Genomic DNA, 15823 nt, shown 5'->3' with positions numbered 1-15823 from the left:
TGCCCTGGGGATGGGTTTGTTATGCTGTCACTTCAATGTCCGCCGTGGCTCGCGCGCATCGCTCGCGGGCCATCAGCGTGCCAAATGTGATCTGGAATCCATGCTTCAGCTCTTCTACTCGAACCGCTACGAAACGCTGGTGGGCGCGCTGCTCGGCGACCTCGCGCAAGCGCCGTCCGATCCGTGGACCGCGCGGCCCGTGATCGTGCCGAGCGCGGCCGTGCGCCGGCGGCTCGAGCTCGATATCGCCGCGCGCCAGGGCATCTGCGCGAACGTTAACTTTGGTTATCTCGCGCAATGGCTGTGGGCGCAGATCGGCGGCGTGATCGAGGTGCCGAAGCATTCGCCGTTCGCGCCGGACCGGCTCGTGTGGCGCTGCTACCGGCTGCTCGACGACTCAGACGAAGCGCTGCCGTGGAACGCGTCGCCGCGTCTGCGCGCCTATCTCGATGCGGCCGACGCGTCGATGCGCTACGAACTCGCGCGGCGCGTCGCGACCGTGCTCGATCACTATCTGACCTATCGTCCCGAATGGCTGCTGCAATGGCACAAGGGCGGCTCGATCTTCGCGAGCGGCGCGGCTGACGACACCGGTCCGCGTCTGACCGGCGCGAGCGACGCGGCGCGCGAGGACGAGCGCTGGCAGGCGGCGCTGTGGCGCGCGGTGCTCGCCGAGCTCGCGCAAGCCGGCGGTCATGCGCAAACATCCGCGGCCGCGCTGCCGCCCGCGTATCGGTTCCTTGATGAAATCGCGGCGCTCGATCTCGAGGCGATCTCGAACGCGCGATGGCCCGAGGCGGTCAGCGTGTTCGCGCTGCCCACCATGCCGCCGCTGCATATCGCGTTGCTGCGCGCGCTGTCGCGCTGGATCGACGTGCGTCTGTACGTGATGAACCCGTGCCGCGAGTTCTGGTTCGACGTGGTCAGCGAAGGGCGCGTGCAGGCACTCGACGCGGCGGGGCAGCTCGACTATCAGGAAGTCGGTCATCCGCTGCTCGCCGAATGGGGCCGCCAGACTCAGGCGCAGCTGCATATGCTGCACGAGCTGACCGAAAGCGCCGCATCGGCCGAGACCGGCGACTTCACCGAAAACCCGGAGCCGAGCTGGCTCGCCGCCGTGCAGAACGGCATCCTCGCTTTGCGCAATGAGGCCGATGCCGACGAGTTGCCTATCGAGCGCGGTATCGAGGTGCACGTCTGTCATAGCCTGTCCCGGCAGCTCGAAGTGCTGCACGATCGCCTGCTCGGCTGGTTCGACGAATTCGACGATCTACAGCCGTCCGACGTGCTGGTCGCGGTGTCCGATCTCGCGGCGGCCGGTCCGCTGATCGATGCGGTGTTCGGCACCACGCCCGCCGGCGACACGCGTCGCATTCCGTACCGCATTACCGGCCTGCCGCCGTCGCAGGCCAATCCGGTCGCGCGTCTGTTGCTCGACTGGCTCGCGCTGCCCGAGCGCAGCGTCGGCGCGCCGGATCTGATCGAATGGCTGCGCGTCGACGCGGTCGCGGTGCGCTACGGCATCGATGCGAATTCGCTCGAAGCCGCGCAGGAATGGCTCGCGGCCGCCGGCGCGCGGCGCGGGCTCGCGCCGCTCGAACCGTTGGGTGAACACGTGCCGGTCGCGCGCCATACGTTCGCCGATGCGCTGACGCGCCTGTACCTCGGCTACGCGATGCCGGCAGGCGGCGAACCGGTCGATGCGTGGCTGCCGGTCGAAGGCGCGGGCGGTTCGGATGCTGAACTGCTCGGCCGTCTGTCGCGTTTCGTCGACGACATCGACAGCTTCGCGGCGAGCTGCGCGATCGAGCGCACGCCGTCCGACTGGTCGCAACTGCTGCTCGAAACGCTCGGGCAGTGCTTCGACGGCGGTGTCGAGTTCGCCGATTCGCTCGCGGCCGTGCGCGACGCGCTCGATGCGATGAGCGCCGCGATGCAGGCCGGCGCGCATGATGTGTTGCTGCCGGCGTCGGTGGTGCGCACCGCGCTCACCGAAGCGCTCGATGACCCCGCACGCGGTGGCGTGCCGTGGGGCAGCGTGACGTTTTCTTCGCTGACGAGCTTGCGCGGTTTGCCGTTCCGCGTGGTCTGCCTGCTCGGCATGGACGACGGCGTGCTGCCGTCGCTCGCGCGTGCCGACGAGTTCGATCTGATGGCCGCGTTTGGCAAGGCCGGCGACCGTCAGCGCCGCGACGACGAGCGCAATCTGTTCCTCGATCTGCTGCTCGCCGCGCGCGAGCGGCTCTTCATCGCCTACACGGGCCGCAGCATTCGCGATAACGCGCCGCTGCCGCCGGCCGCGCTCGTCGATGAACTGCTCGATCATCTCGCGCAGGTGTCGGCGGGCGAGGGCGCGAGTCCGGCCGAGGTCGACAGCGCGCGGCGCGAGTTCATCGTCGAGCATCCGTTGCAGGCGTTCGCGTCGGACTACTTCGCGGCGAAGCCCGACCTGTTCACCTACGACGCCAATCGCGCCGAGCTGGCCACGCTGCTTGCCGAACCGCAGCATGCCGCCGCCACGCCGTTCTTCGATCAACCGCTGCCGCCGGAAGACATGCACGACGTGGCGTTCGACGACTTCGTGCGCTTCTGGCGTCATCCGGCGCGCGCACTGCTGCGCGACCGGCTCGGTATCGCGTTGTCGGATGCGCAGGGCGAGTTGCTCGACACCGAGCCGTTCGATCTCGACTATGCGGGCCGCGACGCACTCGCCGAGCGCCTGCTGCCGGTCCTGCTAGACGCCGGCACCGACGACGAGGTGATCTATAGCCGCGTGCAGCGCGTCGCCGAGGCGAGCCCCGAGTTGCCCGGCGGCGCGACCGGCGCGGTCTGGCGCGCGCGCGAGCTGTCCGCGCTGCGGCAGTTGGCGCAAAGCGTGCGGCGCGAAGTGGCCGCGGGCGTCGAGCGTTTGCCGTTCGTGCTCGACGTCTCGCCGCGCTGGCCGCAAGGCGGCGCTGGCACCGACAGCGCCGTCTCCCTGTTTGGCGACTACGACGCGCTGCTGCGCGAGTCCGCCGAAACGCCGCTGCAATTGCGCGGCACGTTGAACCTGCTGACCGGAACGGGACAAGTGATCTTTCGTTATGCCAAAGCCAGCGCGCGCGACTATCTGTCCGCGTGGCTCGCGCATCTGGTCTATTGCGCGGCGCAGCCGGACGGCCCGCGCCGCACCGTATGGCACGGCAGCGGCGAGAGCTTCGAGCTCGCGCCCGTCGCGGCTCCGCTCGACGAACTCGCGCCGTTGGCTGCGCTCTTCAATGCCGGCCGCCGGCTGCCGCTGCGCTTTTTCCCGAAAAGCGCATGGGCGCGGCTCAGCGAAAGCGAATCGGCGGCGCAAGGCGTATGGGTCAACGACCGCGTGCGCGGCGAATCCGACGACCCCGCGTTGCGCATCGCGCTGCGCGGCACACCGCTCACGCTCGACGAACCGTTCGGCAGCCTCGCCGCGATCGTCTTCAAGCCACTGATCCAGCATCTGCGGAGCGCCTCATGAGCGACGCGCTGCGCCATCAAAGCCTCGCCGCCGACGAACTCGACGTGTTCGCATGTCCGCTCGACGGCGTGAACCAGATCGAAGCGTCGGCGGGCACCGGCAAGACGTGGAACATCTGCGCGCTGTACGTGCGGCTGCTGCTCGAAAAGAACCTGAACGCCGATCAGATTCTCGTCGTCACGTTCACGAAGGCCGCGACCGCGGAGCTGCACGAGCGCATACGCGGCCGTCTCGCGGAACTGCATCGCGCGATCGAGATGGACGACGACGGCGACGATCCGTTCATCCGCCGGCTGTTCGAAACGACGCTCGCGCCGGAGCGCGGTATCGAGCGCGAGGCCGCGTTGAAGGTCGTGCGCCGCGCGCTGCGCACGTTCGATCAGGCCGCGATCCACACGATCCACGCGTTCTGTCAGCGCGCCTTGCAGGAAGCGCCGTTCGCGGCCGCGATGCCATTCGCGTTCGAGATGGAAGCCGACGACGCGGCGCTGCGTTTCGAACTCGCCGCCGATTTCTGGCGCGAGCAGGTCGAGCCGGTCGCGCATGCGCATCCGGCGTTCGCCGCGTGGCTGGTGGCCAAGCGCGCCGGTCCCGCGTCGCTCGACGAGCAGCTGGCACGGCGCCTGAAAAAGCCGCTCGCGCAATTGCGCTGGGGCAGCGTCGACGCGGCCGGCGCAAGCGCCGATCCGCAGGCCGGCTTCAATGTCGCGTGCGCGATCTGGCGGGCCGAACGCGACGCGATCGTCGCGCTACTGGCCGAGGCACAGGAGCGCCTGAGCAAGACCACGCACAAGCCCGATCACGTGAGCGCCGCGATCGCCGCGTGGACCGACTACTTCGCGCAGGGCGATTGCCATGCGCCGCCGCCGCGCGCCGCGCTGAAGCTGACGGCGTCGGCGTTGAAGAAGGCAACCAAGGTCAAGTTCGAGCCGCCCGCACATCCGTTCTTCGAGCATGCCGACGCGCTGGCCGCGGCCGTGGTCGCCGCCGAGGCCGCGCAGCGCGCGCGCTGGCTCGCGCTGGTGCAGACATGGCTCGACTACGCGCCGGCCGAGTTGGTGGCGCGCAAGCGCACGCGCCGCGTTGTATCGTTCGACGATCTGCTCGCGAATCTGTATCGCGCACTGGCCGCGCATGCCTGGCTCGCCGATGCATTGCGTAGCCGCTATCCGGCCGCGCTGATCGACGAGTTCCAGGACACCGATCCGCTGCAATTCGCGATCTTCAGCCGCATCTTCGCGCCGGCGGGACCGCTGTTCCTCGTCGGCGATCCGAAGCAGGCGATCTACAGTTTTCGCGCGGCGGATCTGCATACGTATCTCGCGGCGCGCGAGTCGGCGTCCGCGTGCTACACGCTCGCGGTCAACCAGCGTTCGACCGCACCGATCGTCGAGGCGTGCAACCGGATCTTCGAAGCGAACCGCCAGGCGTTCGTGCTCGACGGGCTCGACTATCAGCCAGTGCGTGCGGGCGAGCGGCGCCGCGCGCCGTTTACCGATCCCGACGCGAGCGGCGGCGATTTCCGCATCTGGACGTTGCCGCGCGGCGCAACGCCGCTGGACAAACGCAGCGCGCAGCGCGCCGCGAGCGAAGCGTGCGCGGCCGAGATCGTGGGGCTTTTGCGAGGGGCGCGCGAAGGTGTCGTGACGATCGGCGACAAGCCGCTCGCACCGGGCGATATCGCCGTGCTCGTGCAGACGCACAAGCAGGGCAGCCTCGTCAAACGCGTGCTCGCGGCGTGGGGCGTCGGCAGCGTGGAGCTTGCGCAGGCGTCGGTGTTCGCGACGCTCGACGCCGAGCAGATCGAGCGCGTGCTGGCCGCCATCGACACGCCCGGCGATCTGCGTCGCCTGCGCGCCGCGCTCGCCACCGACTGGCTCGGGCTCGATGCCGCCGCGCTGTGGCGTCTCACGCAGGTCGCCGATGCGGCCGCGGCCGCGGCCGTTGACGAACCCGCGCCAGCGCTCGACGCCGCCGACGCGATGGGCTGGGTCGAGCGTTTTTCGCGCTACCGGATGCTGTGGCACGAACGCGGCTTCGCGGTGATGTGGCGCACGCTGGTGCGCGAGCTGCGCGTCGCGCAGCGGCTCGTCGCGGGTGTCGACGGCGAGCGTCGGTTGACCAACGTGAACCATCTCGCCGAGCTCGTACAGGCGCGCGCGGCCACCCAGCCCGGCATCGCGCCTACCTTGCGCTGGCTCGCCGCGCAGCGCGAGCAGGGCGGCGGTGACGAGGCGCAACTGCGGCTCGAGTCGGATCGCAATCTCGTGCAGATCGTCACGGTCCATAAATCGAAGGGACTCGAATACGCGGTCGTGTTCTGTCCGTTTCTGAACGATGGCGGCTTGCGCGAGCCGCCCTCGTCGGGCTTGCCCGATGCGCGCGAGTATCACGACGACAGCGGCGACGCGGTGCTGCACTACGGTTGCGACGAAGAGGAAGCCGAGCGCGCCTCGCGTTACGCGGTGCGCGAGCAGGCGGCGGAACGCGCGCGGCTCGTCTATGTGGCGCTCACGCGCGCGGTGTATCGCTGCTACCTGGTGGCGGGCACGTATCTGTCGTCGCGCTCGACGAAGGAGTCGCGGCGCAGCGTGCTGAACTGGCTCGTCGGTGGCAGCGGCCACACGTTCGACGCCTGGCTCGCCGAGCCGCCCGACGAAGCCGCGCTCGCGGCGAGCTGGCAGGCGCTCGCGGGCGGACCGGTCACGTTGCGGGCGCTGCCCGAAGTGACGCGCCGCGTGCCGCTCGAAAGTCTGCGGGATCAGGGCGCGCATCTGCACGCGCGCGCGAATCGGCGGCCGTTGCGCGATCAGTGGCGCATGGCAAGTTTCAGCGGGCTGATCGCGGCCGGCGGCAGGAGCGCGGATGCGCACGCGCACGCGCCGCAGGAAGACGTGCGGCCCGACCACGATGAAATCGCCGATGCGCTACCCTCCGCGCCGCTGCTCACGCCGCTCGCCGCGTCGAGCGCCCCGGCGCATGCCGACGACGACATCCTCGGGTTCCCGCGCGGCGCGGCGGCCGGCGATTGCCTGCATCGGATGTTCGAACTCGCCGATTTCACCGAGGCGCGCACCTGGCCCGACGCGATCCGCGGCGCGCTGCGCGAGCGTCCAGCGCCGGCCGCGCCCGAGCTCGCCGTGCGCTTGCCCGCGATGATGCATCGGCTGATCGCCGACGTCGTCTCGACCGAACTCGTGCCGGGCATGACGCTCGCGCGGCTCGATCCGCGTCGGCGCCTGAACGAACTCGAGTTTCTGTTCGCGGCGCCGTCGCTGGATTTTCCGGCGCTGCGCGAGCTGCTGATCGAATACGGCTATCCCGACGTCGCGCTGGAGCCCGGCGTGCTGCGCGGGTTCGTCAAAGGATTTATCGACATGATCGTCGAGCACGACGGCCGCTTCTGGATCGTCGACTGGAAGTCGAACCATCTCGGCGACACCGCCGCCGACTACGCGGCCGCGTCGCTCGAAGCGGCGATGGCGAGTCACGCGTACCACCTGCAGGCGCTGCTTTATACGGTCGCGCTGCATCGCTATCTGAAGACGCGCGTGCGCGACTATGCATACGACACGCATATCGGCGGCTACCTGTATCTGTTCGTGCGCGGCGTGCGGCCCGACTGGCGCGATGTCGACGGCGCCGCCGGTGTGCACAGGCGGCGTGCGCCGTTTGAACTGGTGGCGCTGCTCGACGCGGCGATGATCGGAGGTGGCGCATGAGCACGCCCGGCACGCTTGATGAGCGCGCGGCCGCGCCGCTCGGGCTCGAAGACATCGGCGTCAACCTGCCCGCGCCGGCCGATTTCAGCATCGCGCTCGCCGAAGGGTTCGCGCGCCGTATCGGCATGCTCGCGCGGCGCGGTGGCGCATCGACCGAGGTGGTGAAGTGGGCGGCGCGCGGCGCGTTCGCAGCGAGCCGCGCGACCGCCGAAGGGCACGTGTGCGTGCCGCTCGCGACGCTCGCGCGCCGCTTCGACGCGTCGAGCGCCGAAGTGCGCGCGGCGCTGCTCGCGAGCGGCATGGCAAGCGATGGCGCAGCGGCCGCGGCGGGCGCGGCGGCGTTGCGCCCGCTCGTGATCGACGCGCAGGGGCGTCTCTATCTCGCGCGCTACTACGACTACGAGCGGCGCCTGGCCCACGCCCTGGTCGCGCATGCGACGGGCGAGGCGAGCACCGCGAAGGCCGACGCCGACACCGCCCCCGCCGCTTTGCGCGAACGCCTGCTGCGCTACTTCGGTCCGCCGCGAGACGACGACGTCGACTGGCAACGCGTCGCGGCCGTGATGGCGCTGTCGGGGCGGCTGACGATCGTCAGCGGCGGCCCGGGGACCGGCAAGACCACGACCGTGGTCGGCGTGCTTGCGTGTCTGCTCGATGCGCGGGCCGATTTGCGCATCGCGCTGGCGGCGCCGACCGGCAAGGCGGCGCAACGGATGCAGGAAGCGTTGCTCGCGCGCGCGCGCGACCTGCCGCCCGAACTCGCCGCGCGTTTGCCGCAGACGTCGTACACGCTGCATCGCTTGCTGGGGTCGGGGCCGGGCGGGCGCTTCCGGCATCATCGCGATAATCCGTTGCCGTATGACGTGGTGGTGATCGACGAGGCGTCGATGATCGACGTGGCGATGGCCACGCATCTGCTCGACGCGATCGGGCCGCAAACGCGGCTCGTGATGCTCGGTGACAAGGACCAACTCGCCGCGGTCGAAGCCGGCGCGGTGTTCGCCGAACTCAGCGCGCGGCCGGCGTTGAGCGCGCGCGGATTGCAATGGGTCGCGCAGGCGCTCGACATCGACGAGGCGCGGCTCGCGCGGGCTTTGCCGCGCGCGTTGCGTGAAGTCGATGAAGCACCGTTGGACGATTTATTTGCGCCGCCCGAGGCGCCGCAAACCTTCGAGTCAGCCGCGTCGGGCGATCTGTTCGGTGACGGCGTGACATCGGCGACTGGCGAGCAGGCCGATCGCGATAAGCGATCGGCGATCGAACGCTACCCGCTCGCGGACTGCGTCGTCTGGCTCGAGCGCAACTACCGGTTCGGCCTCGAGTCGCCGATCGGCCGTTTGTCCGTCGCGATTCGCAACGGCTCACCGAGCGCGGCGCTCGACGTATTGCAGATCGACCCGACCGAGGTCTGCGCCGCGGCGCTGCACGAGGACGCTCACACGACGCTGGCTGAGCGCACCACCGCAAGACTTGCCGGGGGCTTCGCGCCGTACGCCGACGCGCTTGCCAGGGCGCTCGCCGTCGATACGCCCGATCCAGTGCCGCTCTTCGACGCGCTCAACCGCTTCCGCATCCTCTGTGCGACGCGGCTCGGACCTCGCGGCGTCGATCAGGTCAACGCGGCGATGGCGGCTGAGGTGCGCCGCGCCGCGGGCGTCACGCTCGCGGTCGGCGCGCAGTGGTTTGCCGGACGTCCGGTGATGGTGACGCGCAACGATTACGCGCTGGGTCTGTTCAATGGCGACATCGGCATTGCGCTGCCGGGCGCGGTCGGCGCGCTGCGCGTGTACTTCCGCACCGGCGACGGCGGTGTGCGCGCGGTGTCGCCGGCCGCGCTGCCGCCGCACGACACCGCGTTCGCGCTGACGGTCCACAAGTCGCAAGGTTCGGAGTTCGAGCAAGCGGTGCTGGTGCTGCCGTCGGCGTTCAGCCGGGTGTTGTCGCGTGAGCTCGTGTATACGGCGATTACTCGCGCGCGCGAACGCGTCGAGGTGATCGGCGCGCGGGCCGTGCTCGCGCAGGCGATCGCGACGCCGACGCAGCGTGATTCGGGGCTGGCCGCGCGGATTGCCGAAGCATCGCGTTGATCGCGCGGCAGCAGGCAGAAAAAGCGGAGTGGCGGACTTGTGGTGCGAGCGGCGCTCAACCGGCAATCCCGCTCGCCCGCTCGATGGCCTCGACGCGGCTGCGCATCGTCCTGCGATACCACAGTGTCCACAGCGCGAGTCCCGCGTAGATGCCGTAGCCGATAAAGGGCGACACGACGAGGAAGCGTTCGATCGGCCACGTCAGCGCCATCCACGCGCGTAGCGCGGTTTCGGCGGTCAGCCCGATGCCCCACACGAGCGTCATGGTTCGCATCGCGGTGGCGAGACCGGGGCGCTCGCGCCATAGCGCCTCGAAATGCGCGGCGCCGCCTTCCATTTCGCGCGCGACCGTCGCGCGCGCGAGGTAGAAGATCAGAGGACGACGCATCGGCAGTGACAGCAGGAACACGACGCCGACCGCGCCGGACACCAGCGACTCGCGCAACAGCAGCATGCGCGGACTGCCCCCGAGCGCCATGGCCGCGACCGACAGCACGATGCCCGCCACCACCATCACGCTGAGGGCATCGACGCGCCTGAAGCGCGCGAGCTCGATCGCGCTCCACACGAGCGGCGGCACGGCGGACGCGATTAGCGCGCCGGTCTCGCCGACCCGCGGCAACGCGAGCCGGTAAGCAAGCCACGGCAGCAGAAAGTTGACGGCCAGTTCGAGCACGAAACCGGGACGGATTTTCATATGAATTTACGCCGTAAGCGAAAGAACCAGTATCGATGAACCGGTCGGGCCGACGCAAATGGTTTTTTTCGTAGCGTTCGCGAGCCGGTGCCGCCGGGCGCCGCACCCGGCGCTCCGCCGCCTTCCCGCGAGTTCGGGCATCTCGCGTCGAGCGCTTGTACACTGACGCATCTTCCTTGCCGACCACCTATGACATCCCGCTATCCGGTCCCGCCCAACGAAATCGAATTGACCGCCGTGCGCGCGCAGGGGGCGGGTGGTCAGAACGTCAACAAGGTGTCGAGCGCGATCCATCTGCGTTTCGACGTGCGTGCCTCGTCGCTGCCGGAAGTGCTGAAGATGCGTCTGCTCGCGCTGTCCGACCACCGGCTCACGCGCGACGGCGTCGTGATCATCAAGGCGCAGGAGCATCGGACCCAGGAGATGAACCGCGCGGCGGCGCTCGCGCGGCTCGATGAACTGATCGAAAGCGTCAGCGTGACCCGCAAGCATCGGGTCGCGACGCGGCCGACCCGCGGGTCGAACCTGCGGCGGCTCGACAGCAAGGCCAGGCGCGGCGAGGTCAAGTCGGGGCGCGGCCGCGTGCACGAGTAGCGGCGTGGGTCGCTAACGTCTCGCGCCGCGTCTGCCGGTGCGCACATCCGGCGGCGACGCCTCCGGCACGAAGTCGACGCACAGCACGTGCGTGCCGTCGCGCTCGAACGCGATCGCCGCGGTGTAGCAGTCCTGACCATCGGCGAGCGAATAATGCGGCCCCATCATCGCGACGCGGCCCGGCGCCGCGAGCGCGTGCCGGAAATACGCGCGACGCGACCAGTTGCTGCGCGTCTCCGTATAGAGCGGCGCGAGCCGCTTCGGAGGCGGCGGGACCGACGCCGCCGTCACCGAAGGCTGGGTCTGCTCGCCCAGGCCGTCGGTGAGGAACACGCGGCGCGCTTCGGGCAGATGCCAGACCTTTTGCGCGGCCTGTTCGAGGTCACCGGTCGCCTTGTAGGTGTCGGCGGCGGCCAGCACCGCTTCCGCGAAGCCCTCGAACCCGAGCCGCTGGTGGCCGGCGTGCGCACGCTCGTACTCGGCGAACTTGCTCCAGATCGACGCGACGAGCTCAGGCACCTTCGTGCAGGCGGCCAGCACGCTGCTCTTTGGCTGACCGAACCAGAACCCCTGCACGAAATCGACGTCGGCCTGCATCAGGATCATCAGCTCTTCATCGGTTTCGACGCCTTCGGCGAGCACGAGCGTGCCCGACTGATGCAGCATCGCGATCAGATGGCTGATCATCGATTCGTCGCCCTCGCGCTTGCCCGCGCGCGCGACGAGCGAACGGTCGAGTTTGACGATGTCGGGGCGGAAGCGCCACACGCGATCGAAGTTCGAGAAGCCGGTGCCGAAGTCGTCGATCGCGATCAGAAAATCGCGCGGCTGCGAGGCGGCGAGCATGCTGGCGACGGCGGACTCATCGTCGGCGGGCTGCTCGAGCACTTCGATCACGATGCGCTCCTGCGGCAGCCCGAAATGCGCGGACAACTCGTCGATGAAAGCGCGCTGCGGCCAGCCGGTTTCGAACACCTGAGGGCGCGTGTTCAGAAACAGCCACCCGGTGCTGATGCCTTGCTCCATGAAGTTCGCCACATGCAGGCAGCGCGCGATGCGATCGAGTTCGCGCGCTTCGGCGGCCGAGCGCGTGCCGGAGAACAATACTTCGGGCGAGACGGGCAGACCGACCGGATCGAACGCGCGCAACAGCCCCTCGTAGCCGACCACGCACTGATGCGTGACCGACAGCACCGGCTGGAACACGCTGTGCAATGTCAACGCGCGCCAGGTCGCGGTCCAGCCCGACTCGCCGCGGACCAGGTGCGGGAGCAGGCCGCTCACGGTCAATTCGCTGACGGATGGCATAGAAGCGGGCATGAAAGCTGACATGGGATCGTTGCGGCAAGGGAATGAAGGGGCACGCAAACCCATTCGGCGCGTAGCGCTCGCACACCCGAAGCGCCGCCGGAACGAAACGAATGCATCCCGCGAACACGAAGGGCGGTGCCAGCCACGCTGGACTCCGGCGAATTGGTCAAAATGAGTCTAGCAGTTTGCAGCGCGCGACAATGTGCGGGTTATCACAAACGCATGGGCGCGAAAATTGTCTGCAAAACGGCTGCCTACGGCCGTGCGGCAATCCGTTGCGGTAATGCGCCGGAGCGTCCCGCGCGCTTGCCACGCGCGAAACCGATTCTCAATCGCAATGAGTTACCGTACCACGCCGAGGGTAGCAGGGCGCCCGGTGGTCGCCCGCCAAACTCCAGGCCGACGGTGCTCACATGCTAGTGCCGCTGTAGGCACTGATGCGGCCATTCGGGCGGCGGGCTTGGCACTGCTCTGCCGGGCGGATTTTGGCGCGACATGCAGGAGCTGCGCCGGTTCGTGTTCATCGAGCGGTGGGAAAGCCAGGATGCGCTCGCGGCGCATGCGAAATCCGCGCATATCCAGGCTTATAAGAAGGCGGCCGCGGATTGGATCGAGCACGCGGAGATTCGCGTGGTGTAAGATCGCCTGAAGTCGGGCGCGGGCGTTAGCGGCGCGCGGACACGCTGGACAGGTGGGGCGGCCCTGAGGCCGCCGGCGCGCCGTCAGCGATCAGTGGGTTGCTTGCGGGACATCGAGAATCAGGATGATGGTCCAGTCGGCGTCGCCGTCATGGTGATACTGGCGCTCCGCGACAATGAACGGCTGCTGCTTGTCAGCCGGGCCGAGAAACAGCACGTCGCCTTCCATCGGCAGGCATTCGACGGGCGGCAGCGCGAGGTACGCTTCCTGACCGCCACGCGGCATCAGTTTTTCGATCTTGCGAGATGCTGCTTCGGTCCATTCGATATCAAGCTGGATGTTGCTCATGCTGTCCTCCGCACCAGGGTGCGCACGGGTTAGGGGATGCCGGCGGCTCGCCGGTCGGTGCGCGACTTTAGCATACAGAGAGCAGAGCGCCGGCGGCTTGCCAGGCCGGTGCGCGCTCGGAGTGCCTTGCCAGCAGCGAGCGGGTCGCACAAATAAAAAAGCCGAAACCGGCGCTGCCAGCTTCGGCTTTTTCACCTTCACGACGAGGCCGCGAGGCGAGATCCGCGAAGTCGTTCAGGTGCCCGACGCGTCGGCACCCTTCTTCGGATGATGCGGAGCCATCTTGTGATGCTTGGCCGGCGCGGCCGGTGCGTTTCCCATCGACTGCTCGCGGTTTTGCAAATCTTGCGCACGCTGCTCGACGTCGGCGGCCTTCGCCGGATCGGTGCTCGTCGTGATGCCGTTGTCCTGCGCGTGAGCCGCGCCGGCTGCGGCACACAAGGAAACCAGGATCGCCATGGACACTTTCTTCATCGTTACCTCCGTAGAATGGTGGTGGACCCGAGTATTGCCTGTCCAGTGGGAAAGACAATGCATTCTATCGAGCAAACTCTTCTCCAGCCGATGGCTTTGTAACCGTGCTCAACACTTGTTACGTTTTGTAATAACTGGACGCTGGTTGAATAAACCGCGACGTCCTCGAATGCGAGAGCGCAGCGGCCTACATCGTTCGTCAGAACCAGCCGATCGCGCGATACAGGTGAAATTGCGCGAGGCCGATTAGCTCATGCAACGCTATCTCCGCGGCCACGAGATTGGCGAAGCGCGGCAGCACGCCGATCCGCGCGCGCCGCGCGCTCGAAATCTGCGGCTGCGGCTCAACGCCGAAGCGCTGAAAATCGAGCAGCGCACGCGGCATCTGATACGCGGAGGTGACAAGTATCAACGTGTCGTAATGTGATTGACCGACAATAACCGAGACGTTGCGCGCGTTCTCATAGGTCGTGCGGCTGCTTTGCTCGAGCACGATGTCCGAGCGCGCCACCTGCTGACGCAGCAGATAGGGCAGGTAGGTGTCGGCTTCGGTCGCGCTATGCCGCTGCGGATTGCCGCCGCTGACGATCACCCGGCACGTGCTCGCCGTGCGCTTGCAGGCCGCGTAGTTCTGCGCGCTGACCTCGATGCGCGAGAGTACGTCGCGCGGTGGCACCAGCACATGGTCGTGGTCGTAGACCGTGCCGCCGCCGAGCAGGATGATCGCGGTGCGTGGCGCGAAGGTGGCGGCCGTGGCGCTCTGTCGTTGCGGTTGCGCCAGATCGAGCAGTGGCGCGGTTAGCCAGCCGGCCGCGAGCAGCCAGAACAGCGCGATCATGCAGACGATGAGCGGCCGGCGCGCACGTTTCCATAGCACGATTGCTGCAAAAAAAAGCGCTAATAAAGTGAATAGAATCAATTTAAATGGGGTAACGTATGTCTTTCGGGACAAATCCACGGGCCTGCCATCGCGCCGCGGCGGTTGCATCGTCGGTTCATGGAGAGAACGCTAACATGCCGTTCTGACGGGGGTTCCGAAAACGAGACCAGGCAGCACCTGGCGGAAATCCGCCGTCAGACAGGCGGCGAGCTTCCGACCAGGCGCGGGTGCTACGCGCGTCGCCGGTGGCGCAGTGACGCGTGGGCATGAATGTGTCATAGCTGCACTTTAAGAAAGAAGTGAGATGACCACGTATTCCAACGAAGCGGTACTTGAAGCGCTGCGGCGAGCGCAATATCGTCAGGTTCCCTGGGCCAGAAGGCCGGGTGTCTTCCAATATCTTCGCGCGCTGGGGCTGATGGACACCGTTCGTCAGCGAACCGTCGCACCGGCGCCAGGCTTTCATGCTCCCGTCGACATCGCGGTGCTCACCGAACGCGGCAAAGCGGAGTTTGCGCGGCTCGAGCACGACGAGCGTCTGCTCACATGGACAGCGCAACGCATGAACGATTATGTTCTCGGCGCGGCCGAACCGCAGTCCGCCGCGACAGCCGAAGTCAGATCTTAGCTCAAGGTTCATCGCTTACCTGAACTGAGTCACTGTCCGCCCGGGCCTGTCGCCCCCTCGGCGGGCCGTCGCTGACGTCGACCGGTCGTCGTGCGCGTCCGGGGGCGAATCTCGGCTTCCCATCGACAAGGCGGCGACGCGATCCGCGCAGGTCGTCGTTGCGCGCCTTTCATGCCATCAACGCCTCGAGGGCGAAAAAAAGCCCGTATCACGAAGATACGGGCATACCGGAATTACTACTGCCACGCTGTGCTAATGGCGTTGAGTCAGACTGGTGCCGCGTCCGGTGGTTCCCCGATCGTAAGTGCGCAATGCAAGATACTGGGCACCGCGTCACGCGACGCGCCGTCCGAGCGGCGACTTGGCAAATGGCAAATCAACGCCGCCGCTGATCCTCACGCGGCGCATCGGGCCGAGCCCGCACATTGCTGGCGATATCGCCGCGCAGATCGCCACGCGGCGTCGGCGGCGTGAAGTCGCGATTATGGGCCTCGCTCTGCTGCCACGCTTCCAGCGTGGCTTGGCGGTCCGGGCGCCAGTTCCACCCTTGCGGGCGTTGTTGCGCAATTGCGGGCGCGGCCATCGATGAAATCACAATGCCGCACCACACCAGTGACATTGGTTTCATTCCGAAATCCCCCTCAACCTCGAGCCCCTCGACTCAAGGCCTGTTTGCATAAGTATTAACGTATGCCGGAGGACGAAAGCACGCTGTAATTAATAGTAAATGGATGTTTCACCCGGAGCTATCGGGTAGTTTGGCAGTCTGAGGCAGCGCGCAAGGAGCGCTGTGGCGGTCGTGCGGGAGGCGCGACGAAGGGGCGCGCGAAGCGGAGAAGACAGCGTCTCGCGGCGACCGTCAAATGCTGGCGGGTCGTGGGCGCGCACGCAATCGTGGAAAAGTGGCTGGATAAAAAACCGGGCGCCTACAGGCGCCCGGTGACCGCGTA

At 67.7% G+C, this 15823-nt stretch carries 11 protein-coding genes and 1 pseudogene; 6 read left to right on the top strand and 6 right to left on the bottom strand.

Annotation, left to right across the window (positions count from 1 at the left end):
• Positions 1-100: 100 nt before the first annotated feature.
• From recC to F6X37_RS04085, 3 genes are read left to right on the top strand one after another with little or no spacing between them, the layout of a single operon-like run.
• Positions 101-3493 (top strand): exodeoxyribonuclease V subunit gamma, encoded by a 3393-nt coding sequence (recC, locus tag F6X37_RS04095; RefSeq protein ID WP_187610409.1) that lies wholly within the window; start codon positions 101-103, stop codon positions 3491-3493.
• Positions 3490-7215 carry an exodeoxyribonuclease V subunit beta gene (gene recB / locus F6X37_RS04090; protein WP_187610408.1) on the top strand — a complete coding sequence of 1242 codons (3726 nt, stop codon included), beginning with the start codon at positions 3490-3492 and terminating at the stop codon, positions 7213-7215. The genes recC and recB overlap by 4 nt, the downstream gene beginning before the upstream one ends.
• Positions 7212-9302: an AAA family ATPase gene (locus F6X37_RS04085; RefSeq protein WP_187610407.1), complete on the top strand. Its 2091-nt coding sequence runs from the start codon at positions 7212-7214 to the stop codon at positions 9300-9302. Before recB ends, F6X37_RS04085 begins: the two co-directional genes overlap by 4 nt.
• Positions 9303-9357: 55 nt before the next feature.
• Here F6X37_RS04085 and F6X37_RS04080 read toward each other — a convergent pair whose 3' ends face one another.
• On the bottom strand, positions 9358-9999 hold the full coding sequence (locus tag F6X37_RS04080) for a VC0807 family protein (protein WP_187610406.1): 642 nt from the start codon (positions 9997-9999) through the stop codon (positions 9358-9360).
• Between the two features lie 189 nt (positions 10000-10188).
• On the opposite strand from F6X37_RS04080, the gene arfB reads away from it, so the two are divergent.
• Positions 10189-10593: an alternative ribosome rescue aminoacyl-tRNA hydrolase ArfB gene (arfB, locus tag F6X37_RS04075; RefSeq protein ID WP_187610405.1), complete on the top strand. Its 405-nt coding sequence runs from the start codon at positions 10189-10191 to the stop codon at positions 10591-10593.
• Between the two features lie 12 nt (positions 10594-10605).
• Here arfB and F6X37_RS04070 read toward each other — a convergent pair whose 3' ends face one another.
• A complete protein-coding gene (locus tag F6X37_RS04070) occupies positions 10606-11901 on the bottom strand; it encodes an EAL domain-containing protein (protein ID WP_187610443.1) in 1296 nt (431 codons plus the stop codon).
• A 492-nt stretch (positions 11902-12393) separates the two neighbouring features.
• On the opposite strand from F6X37_RS04070, the pseudogene F6X37_RS04065 reads away from it, so the two are divergent.
• Positions 12394-12543 (top strand): annotated as a pseudogene (locus F6X37_RS04065) (putative quinol monooxygenase); the annotation flags it as partial.
• A gap of 90 nt (positions 12544-12633) precedes the next feature.
• On the opposite strand, the gene F6X37_RS04060 reads toward F6X37_RS04065, so the two are convergent.
• The 3 genes from F6X37_RS04060 to F6X37_RS04050 all read right to left on the bottom strand — a co-directional run bounded on the left by F6X37_RS04060 (position 12634) and on the right by F6X37_RS04050 (position 14284).
• On the bottom strand, positions 12634-12891 hold the full coding sequence (locus F6X37_RS04060; protein WP_187610404.1) for a DNA-binding protein: 258 nt from the start codon (positions 12889-12891) through the stop codon (positions 12634-12636).
• A gap of 234 nt (positions 12892-13125) precedes the next feature.
• Complete coding sequence (locus F6X37_RS04055; protein ID WP_187610403.1) at positions 13126-13365, bottom strand: hypothetical protein; 240 nt, start codon at positions 13363-13365, stop codon at positions 13126-13128.
• Positions 13366-13564: 199 nt separating this feature from the next.
• A complete protein-coding gene (locus F6X37_RS04050; protein WP_410451202.1) occupies positions 13565-14284 on the bottom strand; it encodes a YdcF family protein in 720 nt (239 codons plus the stop codon).
• Between the two features lie 265 nt (positions 14285-14549).
• Between F6X37_RS04050 and F6X37_RS04045 the strand changes: the two genes are divergently transcribed.
• Complete coding sequence (locus F6X37_RS04045; protein WP_018418368.1) at positions 14550-14873, top strand: hypothetical protein; 324 nt, start codon at positions 14550-14552, stop codon at positions 14871-14873.
• 376 nt (positions 14874-15249) lie between these two features.
• Here F6X37_RS04045 and F6X37_RS04040 read toward each other — a convergent pair whose 3' ends face one another.
• Positions 15250-15501 carry a hypothetical protein gene (locus tag F6X37_RS04040; protein ID WP_187610402.1) on the bottom strand — a complete coding sequence of 84 codons (252 nt, stop codon included), beginning with the start codon at positions 15499-15501 and terminating at the stop codon, positions 15250-15252.
• Positions 15502-15823 lie beyond the last annotated feature (322 nt).

The sequence above is a fragment of the Paraburkholderia sp. 31.1 genome, from assembly GCF_014397645.1.
In the GTDB taxonomy this organism is placed as follows: Bacteria; Pseudomonadota; Gammaproteobacteria; order Burkholderiales; family Burkholderiaceae; genus Paraburkholderia; species Paraburkholderia tuberum.
The sequence above is the reverse complement of the archived record's forward strand: the minus strand, read 5'-3'. Positions and strand labels throughout refer to the sequence as shown.